This window comes from Bacillus sp. SD075 (assembly GCF_017355165.1).
In the GTDB taxonomy this organism is placed as follows: domain Bacteria; phylum Bacillota; class Bacilli; order Bacillales; family DSM-1321; genus Peribacillus.
The window spans coordinates 1-22,822 of the sequence record NZ_JADILK010000062.1 but is presented as its reverse complement, the minus strand read 5'-3'; the positions used below and the strand labels follow the sequence as shown (position 1 = coordinate 22,822).

Below are 22,822 nucleotides of genomic sequence, written 5' to 3'. Positions count from 1 at the left end.
GAAATCGGGCTTCTTTTTAAGAGCCCGATTTTTCTTTTTATGCATTAATAAGTCCATTTTTTTAGGAATTCTTTAGTGCACTGCCTGCCCCTATTCATCAATTCACCCTTTTTTTCATCATTCAGATTGAAATCCATTGCAGAAATTCCCTTCATCGGGATAAATACAATATTATGGACATGTTTCTTGGAAATATACCGTGCATCATGGGCATCCTTCATCGTTTTGAATAGTGCGGAGAACAATTCAACCGCATTATCCACCTCATGCGGTTTCCATATCTCATCGACACTTAACCGCAAGCCTATAACCGGCCTTTCCTTTCTTACATGATCTGAATTGAATAACCACATTGGAAAATTGCTTAACACACCGCCATCAACAAAAAGGAACTTGCTTTTTCCGACATCAAGCTTGACTGGCTCAAAGAAATAAGGAATGCTACAGCTCATTCTCACTGCCTTTGCCACTGGAAAAGTGCTCGGATCAATTCCATAGTTCGGTAAATCATCAGGCAGTACCACCAATTTCCCATTTGTAATGTCAGAGGTTATGATACGGAGGGATTTCGGTCGAATATCCTTAAAGGTGACTACATTCCTTACGGCAAGTTTACTGGCGACCCAGGCTTCCAAAGCGTCGCCTTTATAAAGGCCAAGTTTCCAGTATACAAGGAGCCATTTGGCAAGCGGGATAGGCAAAAGACCACGCCTTTTATCCAGCAGGCCGCTTAAATCTATATCAAGAAAAAGCTTTTCCATTTCTTTTCCTGTGTACCCAGCTGCTACAAAAGCTGCAATTATGGAGCCTGCACTTGTACCAGCTGTCCGATGGAATACAAATCCCCGTTCTTCTAATTCCTGCAGGGCTCCCACTAAACCATAGCCTTTAATCCCGCCTCCGGAAAAAACGCCGTCAATAATCATAGCTGCCCTCCCCTAATCCGGTCTTTACATTTCTAAGCAGGATTAGAGCGATTTATGACAGTTTTACATAGAAAGTTGCCTTGATTCAGGTAAAATACTGAATTTCCGCTTTCGGGAAGAATTCCGCTATATACCCACGAATGGTCGTTTCCAGTTCTGCGGCTTCTTCGTTTTGATAAACATATTTACCAATTCCGTATCGGCCCCATTTATATTTACGATTTGTTTCGTCCAGCTCCAATTTTGTTTTTGGGTAGTTTTTTTGAATCACTTTTTTTGCTGGGCCAGTAAAGCGATGCTGGATTAATTCGAAAGTCAAGTCAGGGATTTCCACCCCTTTTAATGCCTCACTCAACCGTTCGAATAATTCATGGTAGCCCTCCTTCCATGCTTCATGACGATATATAGGAGCTACGATAAAACCCAGGGGATATCCGGCATTTGCCACTTTACGCGCCGCTTCCATCCTTTCCACAAAGCTCGATGTACCGGGCTCGAAATTCTTTATCACATAACGTGAATTTATACTGAAGCGAAATCTCGTTTTTCCATTATGTTCAGCATCCAACAGATGGTCCACATGATGAAATTTAGTAACGAACCTAAGAACACCAAATTCACTTTTGCCAAAATATTCTATAGCCCTTTTTAATGAATGTGTCAAATGGTCAATTCCGATGATATCCGATGTACAAGCTGCCTCAAAACGGGTAATTTCAGGCTTTCTTTCATTTATATAATTTTCGGCTGCCTCGAAAATCTCGTCAAGATTCACATATGTCCTAATATATGGCTTTGATCCGAGTGTCGTCTGTAAATAACAATAGTGACAATGCCCCATACACCCTGTAGCAAGAGGGATGGCATATTCAGCAGATGGCTTTGAAGAATCGAATTTCAATGTTTTTCTGATTCCTACCACAAGCGTCGATTTGGCGACACGATATTTTTGCAGATCATTTTCTCCAGGAAGATCCCTAATTTGGTTATGCGATGTGGTTTCACGGATTTCAATGTTCAAATCTTCGAATTTCTTCTTCAATTCACGGCCGAGCGGGTATTCCAATGCCCTAGGCTCGATATATACTAACTGTGGCATAAATGGTTTCATTTCGTTCTCCATTCTTTTATCGATTTGTTCATACTTTCGATTGAACTACACAATCTAATTCATAAGGATAGTTTTTCTTTATTCTGTTAACCTCATGATTGTTTTTACTTGGAAACTCAAAATGAAGGAGATGCGATATGGCTAATAAACGAGACTTCTTGACAAATGGAATGGGAAAACAAACGATTACCGTCCAAACAGATAATAAATATCCAAATCCCAGGAATATTCCTGGAGACTCGATCGATGAATTTTCGGTATTGAAGGATGGAAACCAATATCTAGCCGAAAAGGAAATAAGGCAGCAAAATGAAAATGGTTGATTGAACGCAAAAAGAAGACCGAACTTCATGTTTCGGTCTTCTATTCGAATATAATTGAACAGCTTGTCACTACCCTACATTCAAGACACTAAAAAAGCCGTTAAGATAGCTTTGCAGCATACTTAACGACTTCGCTTCCATCAGCTTATAGCCCGCATTTTAATTGGGCTCCGCAATTCGTGCAAGTATTGCATCCACCCATTTCCTGGACTTCACCTTTACGGCAGACCGGGCAAGTGTTACCCACTTCCGACCCAATCGTAACATTCGTCGAACGCAGTTCATTTATGGTATCGACCAATACAACTTTTTTCTTTACTTCAACATCTGTCAATTCATCCATTTCAAGCTGCTCGTCCATTTGGTTTTCTTCCGCTTTGAGCGTAAGAACCTGACTGTCACGGCTGCCATCCACATATACAGTACCGCCTTTTGCTCCGCCTTTGTATAGACGTTCATATACTTTTTCAACTTGTTCGACAGTATATCCTTTTGGAGCATTGACCGTCTTACTGATCGAACTATCAATCCATCGTTGAATGATGCATTGAACATCAGCATGTGCTTCTGGAGCTAATTCCATAGCGGAAATGAACCATTTTGGAAGCTCTTCTGTATCGGCTTCTGGATGACGGTCCAAGTATTCCTGTACAATATCAGCCTTAACTTCTATGAATTTACCAAGACGGCCGCTGCGGAAATACGTGAAGGAGAAATAGGGTTCAAGACCTGTTGATACCCCAACCATCGTTCCTGTGCTTCCTGTAGGAGCCACTGTCAATAAATGAGAGTTACGGATGCCATGTGCAGCAACGCTTTCCCTGATATCTTCCGGCATTTTTCCCATAAATCCGGTTTGTGTGAAACGTGTTCTAAGCTCATCCGTTTCTTTGTCCGTTGAACCGACCAGGAACGGGAAACTGCCTTTTTCTTTAGCAAGTTCCACGGAAGCCCTGTAAGCTGTAGTCGCAATCGTTTCAAACACCTTGTCAACCAGGATATTTCCTTCTTCAGAACCATATTCCGTTTCACAGTAGATCAACAGGTCATGCAGACCCATTACACCCAGTCCAACCCGTCGCTCGCCCAGTGCCTGTTTTTTGTTTTCATCCAAGAAATAAGGAGTTGCGTCAATGACATTGTCCTGCATACGTACACCGACTTCGACCGTCTGCTTAAGTTTCTCGAAATTAACCGTTTTACTATCTTTATCAGCCATTTCAGCCAGATTGACTGCCGCAAGGTTACATACTGAATATGGAGCCAATGGCTGTTCGCCGCAAGGGTTCGTGGCTACGACTTGTTGACCGTATGCTTTGGCATTCGTCATTTCATTAGCGTTATCGATAAAGAAAATACCTGGTTCAGCAGAATATGTTGCACAAATGTTTATTAAGTTCCAAAGCTCTTTAGCTCGGATTTTACGGTAAACACGGACTTTGTGACCCATTTTCTCCCATTCACGAACATCACCGACTTTATGCCATTCTTCATTGTAAATGGCCATTTGTTCGGAGTTATAGCTTTCGACATCAGGAAAACGCAATTCGTATTCAGCATCTTGTTCCGCCGCTTCCATAAATTCCTTAGTCAGGCAAATCGAAATGTTGGCTCCAGTCAGGAAGTCCGAATTATGGACACTGTATGTTCCCCCTGTACGGATCTTTTCTTCTGCATCCCTAATGATTTTCTCGCTGAATCCACCTTGGCCAGGAATCTCCTTATAATTGATGATCCCTTGATACATAGCCGTTTCCTGTTCGGTGTGCGGCGTGAATTTCAATTTATCCGTCGCATATTTCTTGATGGCTTCATCTTTAGTGTTTTCCACTAGGTAACGCAGGATCCTTGGGTTTTGCATTTTAGAAATGATGAATTCTGCAATATCAGGATGCCAATCCGCAAGCATGATCATTTGCGCGCCGCGTCTGCTACCGCCCTGTTCAACAAGATGCGTCAGTTTCGCAATATCGTCAAGCCATGACACTGAACCTGAGGATTTTCCATTTACCCCTTTTGCCAGAGTATTTCTTGGACGCAGTGTCGATCCGTTCGTACCCACTCCGCCGCCGCGGCTCATGATTTCCATCACTTGTTTCCTATGTTCTGAAATCCCTTCACGTGAATCCGGTACGAATGGCATTACATAGCAGTTGAAATAAGTGACATCCGTATTGGAACCCGCACCGTATAATACTCGGCCTGCCGGGACAAAATTAAGGTTCTTTAATTCTTCATAGAATTTATTGAACCATTCCGTTCTTTTTTCTTTCGTGGTTTCCACTGATGCCAAGCCCGTTGCATTACGTTTCGCAATTTGTTCATAGTATATTTCAAGCGGTTTTTCGATTATATCCAACGGACGGTTTACAATCCCCGTCTCCACTTCTTCCGGATTATCCAATACGCCACGGAATTCTTCATCCACCAATACCTTGGCCTTCTTTGTTTCCCAATCTATTTCAACGATGTAACCGAGACCCCTTGCCGGGAATTTCGGGTCTTCCTTAATCGTCAACACGACGAAATCGCCTGCCGAGAGTGTGATTTTTTCAGTATCCTTAAAAGAATAGCGGTCAAGCATGACTAGACGGGACACTCCCTTATGCGCCATTTTCATATCAGCAGTTACAGGGTGAACCTGGGGAAATAAAGAAATATCCTTATTCAACCTTTCTAGATCAACCTTTAAAGCTTCTTTTATTACAACCGACATAATTCCCTCTCCTTTATATGTTTCAAGATCCGTTCTTGCTGCCGCAAAAATCCTTATGTAGCCTTACATGTCCGTTTCGCTTAACAAGTACCCTAAATTTATCATAGCGAAACTCAAAAATCAATATATAGTGTCACATTAAATATTTCAACTACTACATATTGTGTTTGTTTTGAATAACTTTTAATTTTGTCAAACGATAAATCAATTAAAATAGTTAGCAAAAGGGAGGAAAATGTCGATTTACAATAATTTTTCATCAGATTTCAATTAATTTGGACCTTGCTTTTTCCCCATCCCTTTTAGGGCTTATCCCCGTAAGGAATAGTTTATTTGGTCAAACAAATCTGAAAAAACTTTTTTATTATCCACTCTATCTCGCTTCGTCTATCTCATGAAATTCCATTCATCGCTTTCATATTTGCTTTCTGCAATGGCCTTCACTTCCAGCAGCTGCTTTTCGGTGAGGACATATGGCTCTAAATCGATCGAAAGTCCTTCGGCAAAACCTTTTTCAAAAGCTTCTTTCGCTTCAGGGATGGTAACCTTTCTTCCCGCAACGTCATTTATGGCCACAGCTTTATTTTTCAAGCTTTTTTGCATTCTCTCTTTAACCCTGTCACTTGCGAATTTAAATACGCTAAAGAGCTTTTCATCATCAAGTTCAAGCAAAATGGCCCCGTGCTGAAGGATGACGCCTTTTTGCCTGGTTTGAGCGCTGCCAGCGACCTTCCTGCCCTCAACGACCAGTTCATACCAGCTTGGAGCATCAAAGCAGACGGAAGACTTGGGCGCTTTTAAAGCCGTTTTTTCCTGCTCGGTTCGAGGCACAGCAAAATAAGCATCCAATCCAAGGTTCCTGAACCCCATTAATATCCCTTCAGAAATGACACGATATGCTTCAGTAACGGTAGTTGGCATACCCGGATAGGATTCTGGAACGATTACACTATAAGTCAATTCATGCTCGTGCAGAACCGCTCGTCCCCCTGTTGGTCTGCGAACAAAACCAAGGCCCTGCCTTCTGACCTCTTCCATATCAATTTCCGTTTCTGCCTTTTGAAAATAACCAATCGACAATGTCGCTGGATCCCAGCCGTAAAAGCGTATGATTGGTGGAATTTCACCTTTGCTTTGCCAGTTTAACAGGGCTTCGTCCAGCGCCATATTAAAAGCCGGTGAACAATACCCCGAATCTATAAAACCCCATTTTTCTTTAGTCATCCTTACCCCTCGTTTCAATGAACTGTTTTTCAATCCCCCACAAAAAACTCACATGTAGTAGTTTAACAGACTTTAACACTCTAAAAAAGAAAGTGCGACCAAGTCGATGAAGAATTTGATGAAAATTCTTTTTGATTATTGGGTAAAGCAATTATATAATAAAGATTGTCTGTATTCGTTAAGGTAGAAGGGAGTTTTTATGTTTGGAAATATTATATACACTGCTCATCATCTTAGGAGTGGTTATTGCGTATTCACTTTTTAATTGGTACCGCCAGCGTAAAATCGTTAAAACATTAACACAGGACGAATTTATCGCTAACTACAGAAAAGTGCAGCTAATCGATGTGCGGGAACCGAATGATTTCGAAAATGGTCATATCTTAGGCGCAAGAAACATCCCTATGACTCAAATGAAAACCCGCTTGGTCGAAATTAGGCCGGACAAGCCTGTATATTTGTACGCTCAAAGCGAAATCATCAGCGGCAGAGCTGCAGCCATGCTATACAAGAAGGGCTACAGGGAACTTTTTCACCTAAAGGGCGGTTTCAAAATGTGGACTGGGAAAATCAAAGCAAAGAAATAAGACCCCCTCTTTGCAAGGGCCCTTTTTAATTGCCTTCAGGTACATCATGCTGGCTCTTGGAAAATGAAAGTTAATTGTTGGACTTAAATGATTTCTTACATAAACATGAAAAATCCCCGCCGGCAGGCAGGGATTTTTTTCGTCTAAGCTATTAATCTAGGATTGATAACGCAGGACAGGTTTTCTTGCAGCAAGAGTTTCATCAAGCCGTTTTATAACGGTTGTATGCGGAGCTTCCTGAACGATTTCCGGGGTTTCTTCCGCTTCCTTGGCAATCTGGACCATCGCATCAATGAACGCATCCAGGGTTTCTTTTGACTCGGTCTCAGTCGGTTCTATCATCATTCCTTCTTCCACGTTCAACGGGAAATAAATGGTTGGAGGATGATACCCGAAATCCAGCAACCTTTTGGCGATATCGAGAGTCCTTACCCCCAATTTCTTTTGCCGGCGTCCGCTTAATACGAATTCGTGCTTACAATGACGATTATAGGGTAAGTCAAAATAAGGTTCCAACCTACGCATCATATAATTGGCATTGATGACCGCATTCTCGGTGACGGCTTTAAGGCCATCAGGACCCATTGAACGAATGTACGTATATGCCCTCACGTTTATCCCGAAATTACCAAAATAAGGTTTTACCCTACCAATGGATTGCGGACGATCATAATCAAGTACGATTTGCTCACCTTGTTTGACCACAAGCGGTTTAGGCAAGTAAGGAATCAAGTCCGACTTCACCCCTACAGGACCAGAACCCGGACCGCCGCCGCCATGCGGGCCTGTGAATGTTTTATGGAGATTTAAGTGAACCACATCAAAGCCCATATCACCCGGACGTGCTTTTGACAGGACTGCATTCAAATTGGCTCCATCATAATAAAGCTTCCCACCTGCGTCATGGACAAGTTGTGCCATTTCCAAAATGTTTTCTTCAAACAATCCCAATGTATTGGGGTTCGTCAGCATCAAGGCCGCCGTATCAGGTCCGACAACTCGCTTTAAATCTTCAAGGTCCACTAACCCATTTTCATCGGATTTCACTGTAATCGTTTCAAATCCGGCAACAGTGGCAGAGGCAGGATTCGTGCCATGTGCAGAATCAGGTACAATCACTTTCGTCCGTTCCGTATCGCCATTCGCTTCGTGAAAAGCGCGAATCATCATCAATCCCGTCCATTCACCGTGAGCACCTGCTGCAGGCTGTAATGTCACTTGGTCCATCCCGGTGATTTCCGTTAAGTGTTCCTGCAAATCAAATAATAGTCCCAATGCTCCCTGAACAGTAGCCGGATCTTGATATGGATGGATATGGGCAAAACCATTGAAGCGTGCCACATTTTCATTCATTTTCGGATTATATTTCATCGTGCATGAACCTAACGGATAAAAACCCGAATCCACCCCATGATTCCGTTTGGAAAGTGCTGTATAGTGACGCATGATATCCAGTTCGGATACCTCAGGAAGCTCTGCCTCTTCTTCACGGATGTAGTCGGCAGGAAGAATTTCTTCGAGCGGAATAGTTGCCACATCCATTTCTGGCAGACTGTACCCGATTCGGCCGGAAGTACTGATTTCAAAAATGAGTGATTGATCTTGATTATTCATGTTGATCCCCCAATTCCTGCGCAAGTGCATCAATTTCTTCTTTTGTTCTAAGTTCAGTTACCGCAACCAGCATATGGCCTTTCAGCTCAGGATAAACCGTCCCTAAGTCAAAGCCGCCGATCATCCCTTTTTCAAAAAGGTTTTTATTGATTTCTGAAAACGAAGCAGGCAGTTTAATGACAAATTCATTAAACGAAGGACCGGCGAATATCACTTCCACTCCTTTTGCCATAATTGCTTTTTTCGCATAATGCGCTTTTTGAATATTTTGCACGGCCATTTCTTTGACACCCTTTTTCCCAAGCGCGGTCATTGCAACGGAAGCTGCCAAGGCATTCAAAGCTTGATTGGAACAAATGTTGGAGGTGGCTTTGTCACGGCGAATGTGCTGTTCACGAGCTTGAAGCGTCAGCACAAATCCCCTTTTTCCATTTTCATCCACTGTTTGGCCGACGAGTCGGCCCGGCACTTTTCGAACAAGTTTATTAGTAACGGCAAAATATCCACAATGTGGTCCTCCAAATGCCGCTGGAATGCCGAATGGCTGAGCATCCCCCGTTACGATATCTGCACCGAGTGCACCAGGGGATGTCAAAGCTCCCAATGCAAGCGGATTACTGGAAACGATAAACATGGACTTGACGCCATGAATGATTTCTTCCATTTCCTTCAATGGTTCGATGCGGCCAAAAAAGTTCGGATATTGCACGATCACTCCTGCAATTTCATCATTCGCCAATTCCTTTAAAGCAGCTAAGTCCGTCACACCGTCTTTATAAGGAATTTCGATCACTTCCACGCGTTGCCCCTTCGCATATGTCTTCACAACTTCTCTTGATTCAGGATGAACGGCTGCTGAAATGAGAATCTTCTTCCGTCGTGTCTGGCCTGAAGCTAGCATGGCTGCTTCAGCTAGCGCCGTCCCGCCGTCATACATGGAGGAGTTAGCCACATCCATGCCCGTCAATTCACAAATCATCGTTTGATATTCAAAAATTGCCTGAAGCTCGCCCTGTGAAATTTCAGGCTGATAGGGTGTATAAGCCGTATAAAACTCAGAACGGGATAGAACATGATCGACGATGACCGGTGCATAATGGTCATAGACACCCGCACCAAGAAAGGAAGCATAATTTTTAAGATCCGCATTCTTGGCAGCAAGCCTTGATAATTCTTTCATTAATGCAGGTTCTGATTTAGCAGGCTTGATATCGTATTCTCCTTGAAAACGAACGCTTGCAGGGATATCGTTGAAAAGTTCTTCAGCAGTGGATACCCCTATCACTTTCAGCATTTCTTGTTTATCTTGCTCTGTCATGGGTAAATAACGATGTTTCATCTAATGACCATTCCCTTCTATTTACGTGGTTTTTTATAAAAAGGTGTTTGTATTATCACGGCTTTCAAACGTTTGGAACGGATTTCCACTTCGACTTCCGCATCCAACACCGAAAATTCCTTATCGATAAGTACCAGTCCCACGTTTTTCTTCAATGTTGGTGATTGGGTACCTGTCGTGACCTCGCCAATGACTTTGTCATCGCTGTAGACCTTATACCCATGACGTGGAATGCCACGGTCAATCATTTCAACTCCCACAAGCTTGCGAGGAGCTCCTTTCTCTTTTTGCTCAGCAAGAACGGCTTTCCCGAAAAAATCAACTTCCTTATCCACTTTTACCGCAAAACCAATCCCGGCTTCTATCGGGGTGATGTCCGCTGAAAGCTCCTGCCCATACAGCGGCAGTTTCGCTTCAAAACGCAGGGTATCCCGAGCACCTAAACCAATCGGCTGAACTCCCTCTTCCTTTCCGGCATCCATAATCGCCTTCCAAAGGGCAGGACCATTTTTACTGTCGCTATATATCTCAAAACCATCTTCACCAGTGTATCCAGTACGGGATACCATCGTGGGGATACCGTTTATCATGACATTTTCCTTGAACTTGAAAAATCCAATTTCACTTAGGGAAGTATTTTCCGATAGTTTTTGTAATATCTTCTCTGCAGATGGTCCTTGTAGCGCCAGCTGTGTATAGTCACTCGATACATTCGTAATTTGGACATCTTCCGTTAAATTAGCTTGCAGCCAATTGAAATCTTTTTCTGTATTCGCTGCATTGACCACGAGCAGGTAGTCGTCCTCTGCCCTTTTATACACAATAAGATCATCAACCGTGCCTCCATTTTCATAACACATGGCCGTATATTGGGCACCGCCCTGTTGCAGCTTTGAAATATCATTAGTCAGCATCTTCTGTAAAAAGGAAAGGCTCCCAGGACCCTTGACATCGACCTCCCCCATATGGGAAACATCGAATAATCCCGCTTTTGTACGCACCGCTTCATGTTCGTCCTTTATACCCGAAAATTGGACAGGGAGTTCCCAGCCGCCAAAATCAATCGTTTTACCTCCGTATTCACGATAAACCTCAAATAGTGGTGTTCTTTTTAAATTGGTCAAAAAATGACCCCCTTCAGATTTTTTTTTATTAATTGGCTTCATTATCAAAAGCGTCTTGTCATTACACATCAGATATATCCTGATTCATGATGTGAAAAAAGCACAAAAAAGGACAGAGAAAGCCCGTTTGAGCTTTTTCTCTGTCCTGAAACCTGAAAGTTTACCTATGTAATAGGTTTTCCCCTTTGGTGGCCATCCCAAAACGGGCGGCGCTCTCCAGAGTTGCGTCCAATAAGAGTTCTTTTGCCTGAGAGATTCACTGCTAAGTTTGCTCCTTCGGCGCTACATCCGTAGTCTCTCCCCTTATCTTCACCCGCATATAAATGGTCTACCAATGAAAGGAAGCGGATAAGTCCCAAGCATCGGTAAAGCCTTTGAGCATCATCGAATGCATTCTCTGCCAATTTTCCTAAAACTTCAGAAACCGATTGAGAGATCTCCTTCAGTAATCTTGGATAAATTAGGAGCTTATAGCCCATAATAAGAAAACGCGAACTGCAAAATCGATGTATAAAGATTCTTTGTAGCGTTTGGAAATTGGAATTTTCTAAATATACTTATATCCTACCCTAAGAAACTTATCTCTGCAATATCTTTTGAAGAGAAATATTTTTCTTGCTTCACATATGAAATGTTCGGGTTTTGACCTTTTATTAAGGAAATTATGATTTAAGAGGGAGTTATTTCTATGAAAATCAATATATCCTTCAATTCTGAATGGAATGACGAGTTTCTGCAAAAGATGGAAAATGACGGACCATGGGGAAATTGGGAGCTTTATAAATTAGCGGTTCAAATGGAGGAAAATCTTATCATCCCTGATTTCGAAGGTTTACAGGCACCAAAGCACCTTCCGCAGTTAACCCCACTTCCCCATCAATTGGAAGCAGCCAAGCAAGTGGTGGAAAAAATGAATGGAAAGGCCATTTTAGCTGATGAGGTAGGACTCGGAAAAACAATTGAAGCAGGTTTGATCCTAAAAGAGTATATGATTAGAGGTCTTGTAAAAAAAGTATTGATCCTTGTTCCGGCTTCCCTTGTCACACAATGGGCTTTTGAATTGAATACCAAGTTTCATATTCCGGCAGTCGTTCAGAGAAAAAGTTATGTTTGGGAATCCTGTGATGTGGTCATTTCATCCATTGATACAGCGAAACGCGCTCCACATCGAGATATCATTTTTAATCAGGAATATGATTTCATCATTATTGATGAAGCTCATAAACTAAAAAATAATAAGACGAAAAACTATGAATTCGTCCAAAATCTGAAAAAGAAATTTTGTTTACTCCTGACAGCGACTCCGATTCAGAATAAAGTCGAGGAAATTTTTCACCTCGTTTCATTATTGAAACCAGGCCACTTGGGAAATGCCTCACTCTTTTCGGAAAAGTATAAAGGGAAAGGCCGGAACATAATTGAAGATGAACACCTAAAGGAATTGGTCAACACTGTCATGATTCGAAACCGGCGGGCCGATACTGGTATTGAATGGACAAAACGGCATGTGGAAACCATCACCATTGAATTTTCTCCAACGGAACAAGCATTGTACGACGCTGTTTCAAAATTCAAGCCCATTTCGGACGGATCAAAAGGAAACGCCTTTTCGGCTCTCACTCTCCAAAGGGAAGCATGCAGCAGCAGAGAGGCGGTCTTTTATACATTAAAGAATATGAGAGATAAATATGAGCAGCCTTCCCCTGACTTTTTGGCAAAGCTTGATGGTTTATTTTCTAAAGTGAATGAAACGGTACAGAACTCCAAGGCTGAAAAAGCTTTGGAATTGATCAAGAAGATTGATGATAAAGTAATTATCTTTACCGAATACCGGGCGACTCAGCTATATCTTCAATGGTATCTACAGCAGAATGGGATTTCTTCAGTTCCTTTCCGAGGCGGTTTTAAACGTGGAAAGAAGGACTGGATGCGAGAATTATTCCAAAAGAATATCCAGGTTTTAATTGCAACCGAAGCTGGCGGGGAAGGAATAAACCTTCAGTTTTGCCATCACTTGATAAATTTCGACCTGCCATGGAACCCCATGAGGCTCGAACAGAGAATTGGACGGATTCACCGCCTTGGCCAGGAAGAAGATGTGATGATTTATAACTTTGCCACGAAAAATACAGTAGAAGAACATATTCTGAAGTTGCTATACGAAAAAATTAATTTATTTGAAAAAGTAATTGGTGAATTGGATGATATTCTAACCAAACTGGATATTAACAACATTGAAGAATATTTAATTGATGTGGTCGGCGAGTCCAAAACAGAGGGCGAAATGAAAATCAAGATGGATAATTTTTCATCGTTAATTCAATTCGCCCAATCAATGAAGGAAGGTGAGGTACATGCAGCAACGGGAAATTCATGATTTTTTATTAACTTACTTTAAAGCCAATGATTGTGAAATACTGAATCATACACCAACGCACCTTACAGTCCAATTGACGATCGAAATGGATAAAGAATTAATGAACAGACCCTTTTATTGGCACTATCTCGAAAAAACAGGTGGCGTTCCGAACCCGGCCCAGATGACGTTCATTACGGATCCCGAACAGGCTCCATCCGAATTAAAGGGAGAAATGATTCATTTTGGTTCCCCCCGCCTTCATCAGATTGTTCAATCAACCAAAAAGCTTGCAGGGTATACTAGACTTTTTGAGGATACCCCTCCATCAAAAGGCGGAAATAACCCTTTGCTTCCTTGGCTTACCCTGAATGTGAAAATATCCTATCAATGCGACCGTAAAAAAGATACCTTCATGTCGATCGGATTGAATTTAATCTCGGGTGAAATCATGGAAGGGTTCCACCGTCGGGTTTTACCGATTAAGGTCACCCCAAAAATACCGGATTACTCCTTTACGCTTTCACCGCTCATCATGCCCAAGAGTGGATTGGCAAGACTGGATACATACATAAGAACCAGTTTCGAGGATGATGACCATACCTGGGCGGAGGAAGCAATGCTGCGCTGGCAGAATGACTTAAATTTATTGGAACATTTTTACAAGGATATGGACGAAAAAAGTGAGAGCTATTTTACCGAAAAAGAAGCCTTAAAAGCTCAATATGAACCCAATATCCGAATATCCATCATCAACGGAGGATTATTTTACCTTTCAGATAAGGCATTGGGGTAAGTAAAGAACGATTAAAAAACAGATGTCCTAAGTTCAGGACATCTGTTTTATTTTTTGATATTTTTCCTTACGAACATCGATAAAGCAAAAGGGACAATACCAAACCAATGGGACATTCCATGATTTTTATCCTCTTTTCTATGACGGCGCTTTTCTTTTCGTTCTTTTTTCGTCAGATTAAAATACTCGACAACCTGCTGCGTCAGATATTTAATATAAGCGTTTGTAGACATATAAAATCATCACCCTAATGCAAAGTATGCCCGGTTTACGCTTCTTTTATTCCCTCGCTTTTTCACTAAACACGTGAAACTGTCGCTTTCCATTTTAAAAGAGTGTTGATTTTGCGTATTACAGAGCCTGCTGCTTTTCCAACCATTCTTTCACTTCCCCCGCTTCTTTATCGTATTGAATGATGACCCTTCCCTCACGATCATTTTTAGTCGTGGAAGAAAACTCGATATAAACAAATGGACCTTCTTGCTTCATTAAGGAATACCGCACCACACCATTGGGATATGAAATTTCCCCCTTGATGATTTTTGGGGTCTCTTCGCCCCACTCCGCCGTCACATCCTTGATGGCTAGATGGACAAGATGGTCGGCCACAAGCGATTCTTCCACTTCTTTATAAAACTTTTTATCAATGATAAACTGATCGATCATTAGTATCGTGAACATGATGAAAACACTCGCAACAATCATGACCATCGGGAAAACGACCCCTTTTTGATTATTCATCGACTTTCGTAACATTTCTAAAGAAAGGATGAAATCTTCGACTGAAAGTAGTCCCTGCTTTATCCGTAATATTTATAACAATGACACTGCCATCCTTCTCAACCCGGAATTCCGAAATGTTCTGCAAGATGACCTCATGCCCCATACCATTCACTCGTCTTCGGACCTTATCTTCATATTGTTCAAACGATGATAATTGTTCACCTGAAAGCAAATATAATTTATTTCCCATTACATCCTGAACTTTTGAACTCCGGACCTCCTGCTTCATCTGCATGGTAAAGACCTCCCACTCTTTAGGATGCAATTTATCAACGGGCCCCATCTGGGTGTGAATGATTGAAAAAAGTTGCAAAACAAAAAGGGACGTCGTCATTAAAATCATTAAAGAAAAAAGCATTTCGATCATCGTAAAGCCATCATTTTTTCGCAGCATCACAAATGGATTCCTGATTACCCGATTCGTCTTCATAACGTACACACCCTTCAATCATTCCCGGAAAACCCCCATGGTCCTTCCAAACCAATTCATAGGTTCTTTTTTTGTAAATGATTTCTTGACCAACTGCTTGTATCTCCCCTTCCATGAACGCCGTCAATCTTTCATATAATAAATGATGGGCTTCTGTCCTTACGGCAATCTCTTTCCGATTCGTCAATAACTCTTCAAGAATTGGTAAAATCGCAAGGACCAGGAATATACAAACGGAAAATGCGGCGATCAGCTCAAGGTAAACGTAGCCTTTACAATTTCTCAATCCTGAACCTCCCTTTACCGATATTGAGGACCAACTTGTACTTTCCCTTTGGGGTGTCAATCATAATCGTTCCTGATTTTGACGTATTTCCATACTGATTAAAATGAAAACTGAACCCCAAAGTGCCACTTAAAAACTGGATATCCTTTGGGATGCTTCTCTCTAGAACGACCCCCTCCTTATAAGACGAAACGGTATAAACCTTTTTGGTATTATCAATATGGAGGTAAATCAAACTCTCATGACTGATGGCATACTGTTGTGCATAGAAAAGATCTTCATGGAATTGAGAAAGAAATAGCTTATTTTCCATTCCTTTAGTGAAGCTAGGATATAGATTAGGACCGATGGAAATCAAGAGTACAAAAATAACGAGGACAATAAGGGTTTCAGATAGTGTATACCCCCCATTGGAATGCCGTATGTTCACATTTCTCCTACTCAACGACCGTTACCTTTCCATTACTATCCAAACTTATATCATTCCCATTGGGACAGGATGTCTGTTTGAGATAGCCTTGACTTTCCAATTCATCGATACTTCCGGGCAGTTTAGCATTGTCGATCTCATAAGCCTGTACCTGTGCCTGGGCCATCTTCACGAATGCTTCACATCCCTTAGACTGGATCGTGGATTGGTTCTTCGTGATATTGGGGATTGTTATGATCAAAAGGATGGATATCACCAGTAAAACAATAAGCATTTCAATTAGTGTGAAACCACGTTCATTCATCATTTTCTTCAACATATCATCATGCTCCTGAAACCACCTGAATACCAGATGGCCTTCGGGCATTTTCACCTCCGGAATCAAAAATAAAAACCTATATGCCTTCGAGCAATGAGAACATCGGCAATAAAACCGCCAAATAAATGAACATGATCAAAAGACCTATAAGTGAAAACATAAGCGGCTGAATGATTTTCAAGATTGTATTCATTCTCTCTTCAATTTTCTCCAGTATAAAACGACTGTAATGAAGTAGCTCCGCATCAAGTCTGCCGTATTTTTGACCATTTGCAGCGACCATCGGTAAATTCCCATCAAAATATGGGAGCTCCCGAAAAATCATTTCAAGTGATCTACCCTCGATCAGATCATCCTTAATGATCGCGCATAGTTTTTGGTAAAAAGGCTGCTGTTGATTTATCGAGAATAATTTGATGCTATCGTTAATCGATAGCCCTCCGGAAAGTAAGCCGCTAAATTGGCTAGTAAAAAAATATGTTTCGTATAATTTAAGGAAAGTCCCGAATATCGGAATTCCCATCAAAATCCTCCGCTGCCTTAATGGGCACAATCCGTTAAACCAAAATCGTTTGAGTACATAGAAGAATAGGAGCAATCCGAGTAAAAGAAAGGGGAGTACTGGAAGAATGAATGTGAAGGCTGACATTAATCTCAAAAGTGTATGCTGATCGACATCCATCGTGAAATAGATTGTCTGGAACTTGGGAAGGAGAACACTCTGAAGAATATAAAAAACGATGCTTACAAAAAAGACTAAGAATATGGGATAAACCATTAACTTTTTTACTTTATCCATATCCTCGGTTCTTTTCTTCCAATATCGCCCCCCTCCTATCAACGCCCGTTCCAGGTCGCCATATTGTTCACCATAAAATATATAACTTACAAGCTGCGGATGAAAATTAAGATGGGCCAGCACCATATGCAACGGGTAACCGTTCCTTAAATCTGCTTTAGCCTGAGTGAAGTCTTCCGCTTTCTTCCTTGATTCCTGAAACTCAAGGAAATGTAAAGCTTCCGCCAAAGGATAACCATGATTCAATAATTCACCTAGCTTCGAAATAAAGAACGCCTGCTCTGTCACCTTCCATTTACTCTTTGGTGTCATGGTATACCAGCCGTTCATATTCCTGTGAATCCACATAGCCCATCGCAACCGCTTTTCCGATTTCATCCTTCAATTGGCGGTAGCTGGCCGCTCCCACTCCTTTTTCATCTCCCATTACCCGGAGAACCTCAGCCAGGTTTTTTCCAGATAGCAATTCATATACACTTGCCCTTTTATTCCTGGCAGTGAATTTGCGATCTGAGGCACAGTCCCCTTTACATGGAAGACATCGCAACTCCACCAGCCGCTGTGCTGTCACGCCAATCAAACTCTGTTCAACCTCAAGCAAGCTGACACCAAACTCCAATAACCTGGAAATGGCGCCTTGGGCGTCCCTTGTATGCATGGTTGTAAGTATCAAATGACCGGTTAATGCGGCACGCACTGCGATTTTGGCAGTTTCCGCATCCCTGACTTCCCCAACCATGATCACATCGGGGTCATGTCTCAGGACAGCTTTTAGACCGACAGAATACGTAATGCCCGCCTTTTCATTGATTTGGACTTGCAATACCTTTTGGGATACATTTTCAATGGGATCTTCAAGTGTAATAATATTTCGATTGATCATCTCATGGGCATGGTGAAGCAGGGAATATAGTGTCGTGGTTTTACCACTGCCGGTCGGACCGGTAAATATGAGCATGCCATGGGAATGCTTCAGGAGTGCAATCAATTTTTGAACGGTGTTTGGAAATAAGGATAGCTGTTCGAGAGGAAGGATATTCTGTTGGGGTATTAAGCGGATGACCAAACTTTCGAGATGGGCAGTCGGTAAAGTGGAAAGGCGGAGTCCGACTACCTGGTTAGCCAAATTGATGGTGATGGCACCACTCTGGGGCCTCCTTTTCTCCCCAATATCCATCGAGGCAAGGAACTTCAAATGGGCGATCAGCCTTTCAGCTTCAAAGAATGATAATGTTTCCTGGGGTACAAGCTTATTGTCTATTCTAAATTGGATGAGAGGTCCCTCCCTGCGAAAAAAAATGTGGATATCCGATGCCGATTCCTGTATTGCACGGGTTAGTATTTTTTCTGCGGTCTTTTCTATCGATATCAATCCATTCATCACCTCCTATGTTTCTTGTTGTATGAATTCGACAATCCACGACAAATTCCTGCATTAGAATAAAAAAATTCCCGAAAAAACTTCGAGAATCTTCTCACATGCCTATTTTCAAATCAATCCTTTTGGAAACCAAATTCCTTAATGCGTCAACATTATGACCAATCACCAGTTTTTCCCCTTCTATCAGGATGGGCCTTCTTAATAACTTCGGTTCTTTTGTTAATAATTGGATGACATCAAAAAGCATCATTTCGTCAATATTAACTTGTAAGTCTTTATATGCTTCACTTCTTGTTGCTAAGATTTCATCAAGTCCTTCCGATGTCAATTCAAGAATCCTTTTTAACTCCTTTACAGTTGGAGTCTCTCTGAATAAATGCCGCTCATCGAAGGGAACTTGATTGGCCCTTAACCATTTTTTTGTTTTACGGCAAGATGTACAACTTGGATACGAAAAGAAAGTTAACTGTGACATATTAATCACTCCCCGTTCACATTTTGTATACATTAATAATACATATAATAATTGTATAATATTTGTACAATAATTATATATTTACTTGTTTTATAAAACGGTATTAATTGTGAACATTTTTTAAACTAAAGGGAGTTTGCCCTTTCTCTTATTCCATTTTTTTCTGCCTGCATTATAATGAACATAGGAAAACTACGGAATTGCAGGAGGGTGTAATGGAACAAACGTTAAAAATAACAAATGTGTTAGCTGATCCCACCAGATATCATATATATCAGCATATTGTGAACAACCATGGTGATGTATCGGTACGGCAAATCGCCGATTCATTTAACATCCATCCAAATGTTGCCCGTCTACATTTGTCAAAACTTGAGGATATCGATATGTTGACCTCGGATGCCCAGAAAACAGGGAAAGGCGGCCGCCCCAGCAGACTTTATCGATTATCCGATAAAGTCATTCAGCTTCATTTTCCATATAGGGACTATCAGCTGCTTTCAAGGATTGCCATCCAGACGATGATGACATTAGGGGAACAAGGAAAACTGGCTCTTTATGAAACGGGAAAAGTATTCGGGGAGGAATTGATCAATCAGCAACTAGCCCTGAACTCGACGACGATCGATCGGCTTACTTTTGCGGAAAAAGTCAACATGCTTAAAAATGCGGCTACCATCGCAGGGTTATCTCCTGAAATACAAGCAAGCGAAGAAGAAGATAAAATATACTTCCGTATCTTCAATTGCCCGTTTAAGGAAGTTACTGAAGTGGAGCCAGGAACAATCTGCTCCATGCATAATTCGTTTTTAAAAGGTATGTTCGAAGCCTTGTTTGAGAATGCCAATATTGTGGAATTAGAAAATATGATGTCCAATTGTGCAACATGCTCTTACCAGGCTTCGGTTCTCACATAGAAACAAAAGGCATCCTTTACATTACCTTACAATTTCATTTATAATTATTTAGAATGTACACGACTAGACATAAGGAGGGATTCGGGTGGAACGCATGTTCAGAGTATGTGGATTTTGGACAGGAATTATGGCAATTTTCTTTTATCTTGGCCATATGCATCAAACGTCTTTGCTTTTCTTTGCACAAACGATCTTTTTTGTACTTTTAAGTTATTTGAAATTATCTGAGCGCATGTATATTTATGTTTTCGGCGCCTATCTTACCGTTTTCTTTGCAGGATTTTCCTACTGGAGCGTATTTATGATGACTCCGGGTACTGCGCATTAAGAACTAGCAATATTACATAACCCATGAATTTTGATTCATGGGTTTTTACTTGTCACCATTCAGGAAATATTCTTACATCTTCTGCTAAACCCTTCGATTGAAGCAACACTTTGAAATGTTCACTATATCCCCCTGGAGCGATTAGCCCCCGAATTGCACGATTGCGCTTTGCCGTTTTCGAGAATGGATCAGTTCCTTGATGGTCCTTCAATTCATCTAATATCCCTGCTTTAAGCAAAAATTCATTTTGAAGAAAAAGTCCCTGATTGGAAAGATCCTTTCTTTTTCCAATATCGATTAAAGTGTCAAAATGGATATGTGCCGTCAAATCCATTTCACCAGGATACATAAGTGCATCTTTAATCATTTGATGCTGATAATAGCCCCTCAAGCTCCCTTGAAGATGAGCCGGCTCCTTCCATTCCCTATCGGTATAGCCATAATCAATCGTAAGGAGAATACCCGATTCGATACAGGAAACGATTTTCTCATATTCACGGACCATTTTTAATGGAACTTCATATCGCTGTTTTTCATTTAAGGTGATAGTTCGTCCTGTAAGGTAAGATAGAATGTCAGGGTTGTCCAAAGGTTCCCTCTCTTCCACCAAGCCGCCGTCCTTTTCAGTGACGAATACCTCTACCATGGCTCCCTTATACTTTTCAATGACATGTACAGGCAACGCGTCGAAAAGTTCATTTGAAAAGACGATTCCATTTACATTCGTCCATTTTTCTAAACTGGCAGCAGAAACTGCCTGTTTGAATATCCCTATGCGTCCTTGCTGAATCTTTCTATGAAATGGACTGCCATCCACAAGGATATAAGTCAGAGAGTCCCATATCTGCGGTTCCATTTCCTTTATGAAAACAAGGATGTCATAAGCCAGCTTCCCCTCCCCTGCGCCGATCTCGATGATTCTTGGTGAAACTCCGCATCTTTTTATCAAATAAACGAACCATCTGGCCAGTGATCTCCCAAATGCATCCCCAACATTGCCAGATGTATAAAAATCCCCTTTTGAGCCAATCTTCTTTTTTGTGCGTACATAGTAGCCTATATTTGGCGTATATAAAACAGCATCCATATAGTCATGATAGGAGATTCTTTTTTGCGGGCTTTTTGCAATCAATTCCTTCAAGTGATTTTTCAACACGATGCCTCCGTCTCCACAATTGAAAATTAAACTATCCTTTTTCTTTATAAAACTAGGTTCGCTTACATGAATATGTTTTTTTATTGACAATCAAACTCAAAACCAATTTTAAAGTTCACAAAATGTTCATTTTTTAGCTCACGTCAAAAGAGTCATCATTACAAAATAAACGTTTCCAACAAATGTTAATATAGACAACTTACCCCAGAGAAGATTTAGAAAAGTCATACATCCTAGTGAAGACCCCCGTTTTTTATATTCAGTATAGTTCCGGAAATGAACCATTTCAATAATTTTACATAATTAAGAAGCAGGTGCCATATGGCACCTGCAAAAGTCATTATCTCAAAAAGGGATTAGTATTCTTTTCATCTAGAATGGTCGTGACAGGCCCATGACCTGGAAAAACGATAGCATCATCAGAAAGTGTCAACAGCTTTGTTTCAATACTATTTAACAGCACTGCCTCGCTTCCGCCTATTAAATCGGTTCTGCCAACGCTTCCTTGGAACAAGACGTCCCCTGAGAAGAGGAGACGTTGCTCTTTCGCATAATACGAAACGCTTCCTGGTGAGTGTCCGGGGGTTTCGAATACTTCGAAAGTGAAACTTCCAATAGTAAGTTCTTGCTCATTTGCCAAGATGTGATCGGCTGGCTTCATGCGCATTGGATTTTCGGGGAACCAGTTTTGGGAACCATTCAATGTGGGATCAAGTAGCCACTTGGCCTCTTTTTCATGAATATATGCAGGTATCCCATAATGATCGCGAATAGCATCAAGAGCACCGATATGGTCAAAATGTGCATGTGTCAATAAAATCGCCAAAGGCTTTAACTTTTTTGTTTGTATGTACTGTATGATTTTCTGTGGCTCTTCACCCGGATCGAAAATGATGCAATCCTGTCCATCGGAAACAACATAACAATTCGTTTGCAGCGGGCCTAGAGGAATTTGTGTCCATTTCATTTCCATCAACTCCAATATGATTTTCTTTCTTCATCTTACACTAATTATGCTGCTAATGTTAATCCAGATTACTCAAGTCATAGAAGTGTCACCTTTTAAACCTCGACAAATAATTGAAAAAATATTAAGATATTAACAAATGCAATCTTTTCTACATATTTTTGGTAGTTGCTTTATTCTCTGGGTATATTATTAAGGATTAGGTTTCATTACGAAAAAAGGGGGTTTTGACATGATATTAATGGTTGTTTTCGGACTTGTGGCTATTTTAGGAGTAGCAGCTGTGTTTACCTCATTAAAAAAGAGAAACTTCTTAGGATTCATTTTTGCAGCTGGCAGTGCAGTCGTGTTTGGCTGGTTCGCTGTCATGACTATCATTAACAGCGGTTTTCCTGTTGCCCATTGAAGAAAAAAGCTCGCCATCCGGCGAGCTTT

The 22,822-nt window shown here is 41.2% G+C and carries 25 protein-coding genes and 2 riboswitches; of the genes, 7 read left to right on the top strand and 18 right to left on the bottom strand.

What is annotated here, in order from left to right:
* Positions 1 to 44: 44 nt before the first annotated feature.
* Together IOC57_RS23550 and splB are read right to left on the bottom strand one after the other, a co-directional pair.
* Positions 45 to 926 (bottom strand): patatin-like phospholipase family protein, encoded by an 882-nt coding sequence (locus tag IOC57_RS23550; RefSeq protein ID WP_207440971.1) that lies wholly within the window; start codon positions 924 to 926, stop codon positions 45 to 47.
* 85 nt (positions 927 to 1,011) lie between these two features.
* Positions 1,012 to 2,037 carry a spore photoproduct lyase gene (splB, locus tag IOC57_RS23545; protein WP_207440970.1) on the bottom strand — a complete coding sequence of 342 codons (1,026 nt, stop codon included), beginning with the start codon at positions 2,035 to 2,037 and terminating at the stop codon, positions 1,012 to 1,014.
* A 137-nt stretch (positions 2,038 to 2,174) separates the two neighbouring features.
* Here splB and IOC57_RS23540 point away from each other — a divergent pair, with 137 nt between their 5' ends.
* The gene (locus tag IOC57_RS23540) at positions 2,175 to 2,360 is read left to right on the top strand and encodes a hypothetical protein (RefSeq protein ID WP_207440969.1); all 186 of its coding nucleotides are present in this window, start codon (positions 2,175 to 2,177) and stop codon (positions 2,358 to 2,360) included.
* A 145-nt stretch (positions 2,361 to 2,505) separates the two neighbouring features.
* Here the strand turns inward: IOC57_RS23540 and IOC57_RS23535 are convergent, their stop codons facing one another.
* Together IOC57_RS23535 and IOC57_RS23530 are read right to left on the bottom strand one after the other, a co-directional pair.
* On the bottom strand, positions 2,506 to 5,076 hold the full coding sequence (locus tag IOC57_RS23535) for a vitamin B12-dependent ribonucleotide reductase (protein WP_207440968.1): 2,571 nt from the start codon (positions 5,074 to 5,076) through the stop codon (positions 2,506 to 2,508).
* Positions 5,077 to 5,463: 387 nt separating this feature from the next.
* A complete protein-coding gene (locus tag IOC57_RS23530; protein WP_207440967.1) occupies positions 5,464 to 6,300 on the bottom strand; it encodes a lipoate--protein ligase family protein in 837 nt (278 codons plus the stop codon).
* 203 nt (positions 6,301 to 6,503) lie between these two features.
* Here IOC57_RS23530 and IOC57_RS23525 point away from each other — a divergent pair, with 203 nt between their 5' ends.
* The gene (locus IOC57_RS23525) at positions 6,504 to 6,887 is read left to right on the top strand and encodes a rhodanese-like domain-containing protein (RefSeq protein WP_034308355.1); all 384 of its coding nucleotides are present in this window, start codon (positions 6,504 to 6,506) and stop codon (positions 6,885 to 6,887) included.
* A 156-nt stretch (positions 6,888 to 7,043) separates the two neighbouring features.
* On the opposite strand, the gene gcvPB is transcribed toward IOC57_RS23525, so the two are convergent.
* From gcvPB to gcvT, 3 genes are read right to left on the bottom strand one after another with little or no spacing between them, the layout of a single operon-like run.
* A complete protein-coding gene (gcvPB, locus tag IOC57_RS23520) occupies positions 7,044 to 8,501 on the bottom strand; it encodes an aminomethyl-transferring glycine dehydrogenase subunit GcvPB (protein WP_207440966.1) in 1,458 nt (485 codons plus the stop codon).
* Positions 8,494 to 9,840: an aminomethyl-transferring glycine dehydrogenase subunit GcvPA gene (gene gcvPA, locus IOC57_RS23515; RefSeq protein WP_207440965.1), complete on the bottom strand. Its 1,347-nt coding sequence runs from the start codon at positions 9,838 to 9,840 to the stop codon at positions 8,494 to 8,496. The genes gcvPB and gcvPA overlap by 8 nt, the downstream gene beginning before the upstream one ends.
* A 17-nt stretch (positions 9,841 to 9,857) precedes the next feature.
* A complete protein-coding gene (gcvT, locus tag IOC57_RS23510) occupies positions 9,858 to 10,964 on the bottom strand; it encodes a glycine cleavage system aminomethyltransferase GcvT (RefSeq protein ID WP_207440964.1) in 1,107 nt (368 codons plus the stop codon).
* Positions 10,965 to 11,102: 138 nt separating this feature from the next.
* Positions 11,103 to 11,186: riboswitch (glycine riboswitch) on the bottom strand.
* 3 nt (positions 11,187 to 11,189) lie between these two features.
* A riboswitch (glycine riboswitch) is annotated at positions 11,190 to 11,277 on the bottom strand.
* Positions 11,278 to 11,652: 375 nt separating this feature from the next.
* Here gcvT and IOC57_RS23505 point away from each other — a divergent pair.
* Positions 11,653 to 13,341: a DEAD/DEAH box helicase gene (locus tag IOC57_RS23505; protein WP_207440963.1), complete on the top strand. Its 1,689-nt coding sequence runs from the start codon at positions 11,653 to 11,655 to the stop codon at positions 13,339 to 13,341.
* Positions 13,319 to 14,116 (top strand): YqhG family protein, encoded by a 798-nt coding sequence (locus tag IOC57_RS23500; protein ID WP_207440962.1) that lies wholly within the window; start codon positions 13,319 to 13,321, stop codon positions 14,114 to 14,116. The genes IOC57_RS23505 and IOC57_RS23500 overlap by 23 nt, the downstream gene beginning before the upstream one ends.
* A gap of 47 nt (positions 14,117 to 14,163) precedes the next feature.
* Here the strand turns inward: IOC57_RS23500 and IOC57_RS23495 are convergent, their stop codons facing one another.
* The 9 genes from IOC57_RS23495 to IOC57_RS23455 all read right to left on the bottom strand — a co-directional run bounded on the left by IOC57_RS23495 (position 14,164) and on the right by IOC57_RS23455 (position 19,019).
* Positions 14,164 to 14,349: a YqzE family protein gene (locus IOC57_RS23495; RefSeq protein WP_207440961.1), complete on the bottom strand. Its 186-nt coding sequence runs from the start codon at positions 14,347 to 14,349 to the stop codon at positions 14,164 to 14,166.
* A 118-nt stretch (positions 14,350 to 14,467) separates the two neighbouring features.
* Entirely contained in the window at positions 14,468 to 14,857 is a 390-nt protein-coding gene (comGG, locus tag IOC57_RS23490) for a competence type IV pilus minor pilin ComGG (protein ID WP_207440960.1), read from the bottom strand.
* A complete protein-coding gene (comGF, locus tag IOC57_RS23485) occupies positions 14,850 to 15,329 on the bottom strand; it encodes a competence type IV pilus minor pilin ComGF (protein WP_207440959.1) in 480 nt (159 codons plus the stop codon). Before comGF ends, comGG begins: the two co-directional genes overlap by 8 nt.
* Positions 15,277 to 15,615, bottom strand: a complete 339-nt coding sequence (locus tag IOC57_RS23480) for a hypothetical protein (RefSeq protein ID WP_207440958.1) — start codon at positions 15,613 to 15,615, stop codon at positions 15,277 to 15,279. The genes comGF and IOC57_RS23480 overlap by 53 nt, the downstream gene beginning before the upstream one ends.
* Positions 15,602 to 16,045, bottom strand: coding sequence for a competence type IV pilus minor pilin ComGD (comGD, locus tag IOC57_RS23475; RefSeq protein ID WP_207440957.1), 444 nt, complete (start codon positions 16,043 to 16,045; stop codon positions 15,602 to 15,604). The genes IOC57_RS23480 and comGD overlap by 14 nt, the downstream gene beginning before the upstream one ends.
* 7 nt (positions 16,046 to 16,052) lie before the next feature.
* Positions 16,053 to 16,364, bottom strand: a complete 312-nt coding sequence (gene comGC, locus IOC57_RS23470; protein WP_286185147.1) for a competence type IV pilus major pilin ComGC — start codon at positions 16,362 to 16,364, stop codon at positions 16,053 to 16,055.
* Between the two features lie 76 nt (positions 16,365 to 16,440).
* Positions 16,441 to 17,475 (bottom strand): competence type IV pilus assembly protein ComGB, encoded by a 1,035-nt coding sequence (comGB, locus tag IOC57_RS23465; RefSeq protein WP_207440956.1) that lies wholly within the window; start codon positions 17,473 to 17,475, stop codon positions 16,441 to 16,443.
* Positions 17,459 to 18,544, bottom strand: coding sequence for a competence type IV pilus ATPase ComGA (gene comGA / locus IOC57_RS23460; RefSeq protein ID WP_396020880.1), 1,086 nt, complete (start codon positions 18,542 to 18,544; stop codon positions 17,459 to 17,461). The genes comGB and comGA overlap by 17 nt, the downstream gene beginning before the upstream one ends.
* A gap of 94 nt (positions 18,545 to 18,638) precedes the next feature.
* Positions 18,639 to 19,019, bottom strand: a complete 381-nt coding sequence (locus IOC57_RS23455) for a Spx/MgsR family RNA polymerase-binding regulatory protein (protein WP_207440955.1) — start codon at positions 19,017 to 19,019, stop codon at positions 18,639 to 18,641.
* Positions 19,020 to 19,234: 215 nt separating this feature from the next.
* On the opposite strand from IOC57_RS23455, the gene IOC57_RS23450 reads away from it, so the two are divergent.
* Both IOC57_RS23450 and IOC57_RS23445 read left to right on the top strand, forming a co-directional pair.
* Positions 19,235 to 19,936 carry a helix-turn-helix transcriptional regulator gene (locus tag IOC57_RS23450; protein WP_207440954.1) on the top strand — a complete coding sequence of 234 codons (702 nt, stop codon included), beginning with the start codon at positions 19,235 to 19,237 and terminating at the stop codon, positions 19,934 to 19,936.
* A gap of 85 nt (positions 19,937 to 20,021) precedes the next feature.
* Positions 20,022 to 20,264, top strand: coding sequence for a DUF2626 domain-containing protein (locus IOC57_RS23445; RefSeq protein ID WP_076365317.1), 243 nt, complete (start codon positions 20,022 to 20,024; stop codon positions 20,262 to 20,264).
* A 52-nt stretch (positions 20,265 to 20,316) separates the two neighbouring features.
* Here IOC57_RS23445 and IOC57_RS23440 read toward each other — a convergent pair whose 3' ends face one another.
* Both IOC57_RS23440 and IOC57_RS23435 read right to left on the bottom strand, forming a co-directional pair.
* Entirely contained in the window at positions 20,317 to 21,417 is a 1,101-nt protein-coding gene (locus IOC57_RS23440; RefSeq protein WP_207440953.1) for a class I SAM-dependent methyltransferase, read from the bottom strand.
* Between the two features lie 343 nt (positions 21,418 to 21,760).
* Positions 21,761 to 22,387, bottom strand: coding sequence for an MBL fold metallo-hydrolase (locus IOC57_RS23435; RefSeq protein WP_207440952.1), 627 nt, complete (start codon positions 22,385 to 22,387; stop codon positions 21,761 to 21,763).
* Positions 22,388 to 22,619: 232 nt separating this feature from the next.
* On the opposite strand from IOC57_RS23435, the gene IOC57_RS23430 reads away from it, so the two are divergent.
* Positions 22,620 to 22,793: a DUF2759 domain-containing protein gene (locus tag IOC57_RS23430; protein ID WP_207440951.1), complete on the top strand. Its 174-nt coding sequence runs from the start codon at positions 22,620 to 22,622 to the stop codon at positions 22,791 to 22,793.
* Positions 22,794 to 22,822: the final 29 nt, after the last annotated feature.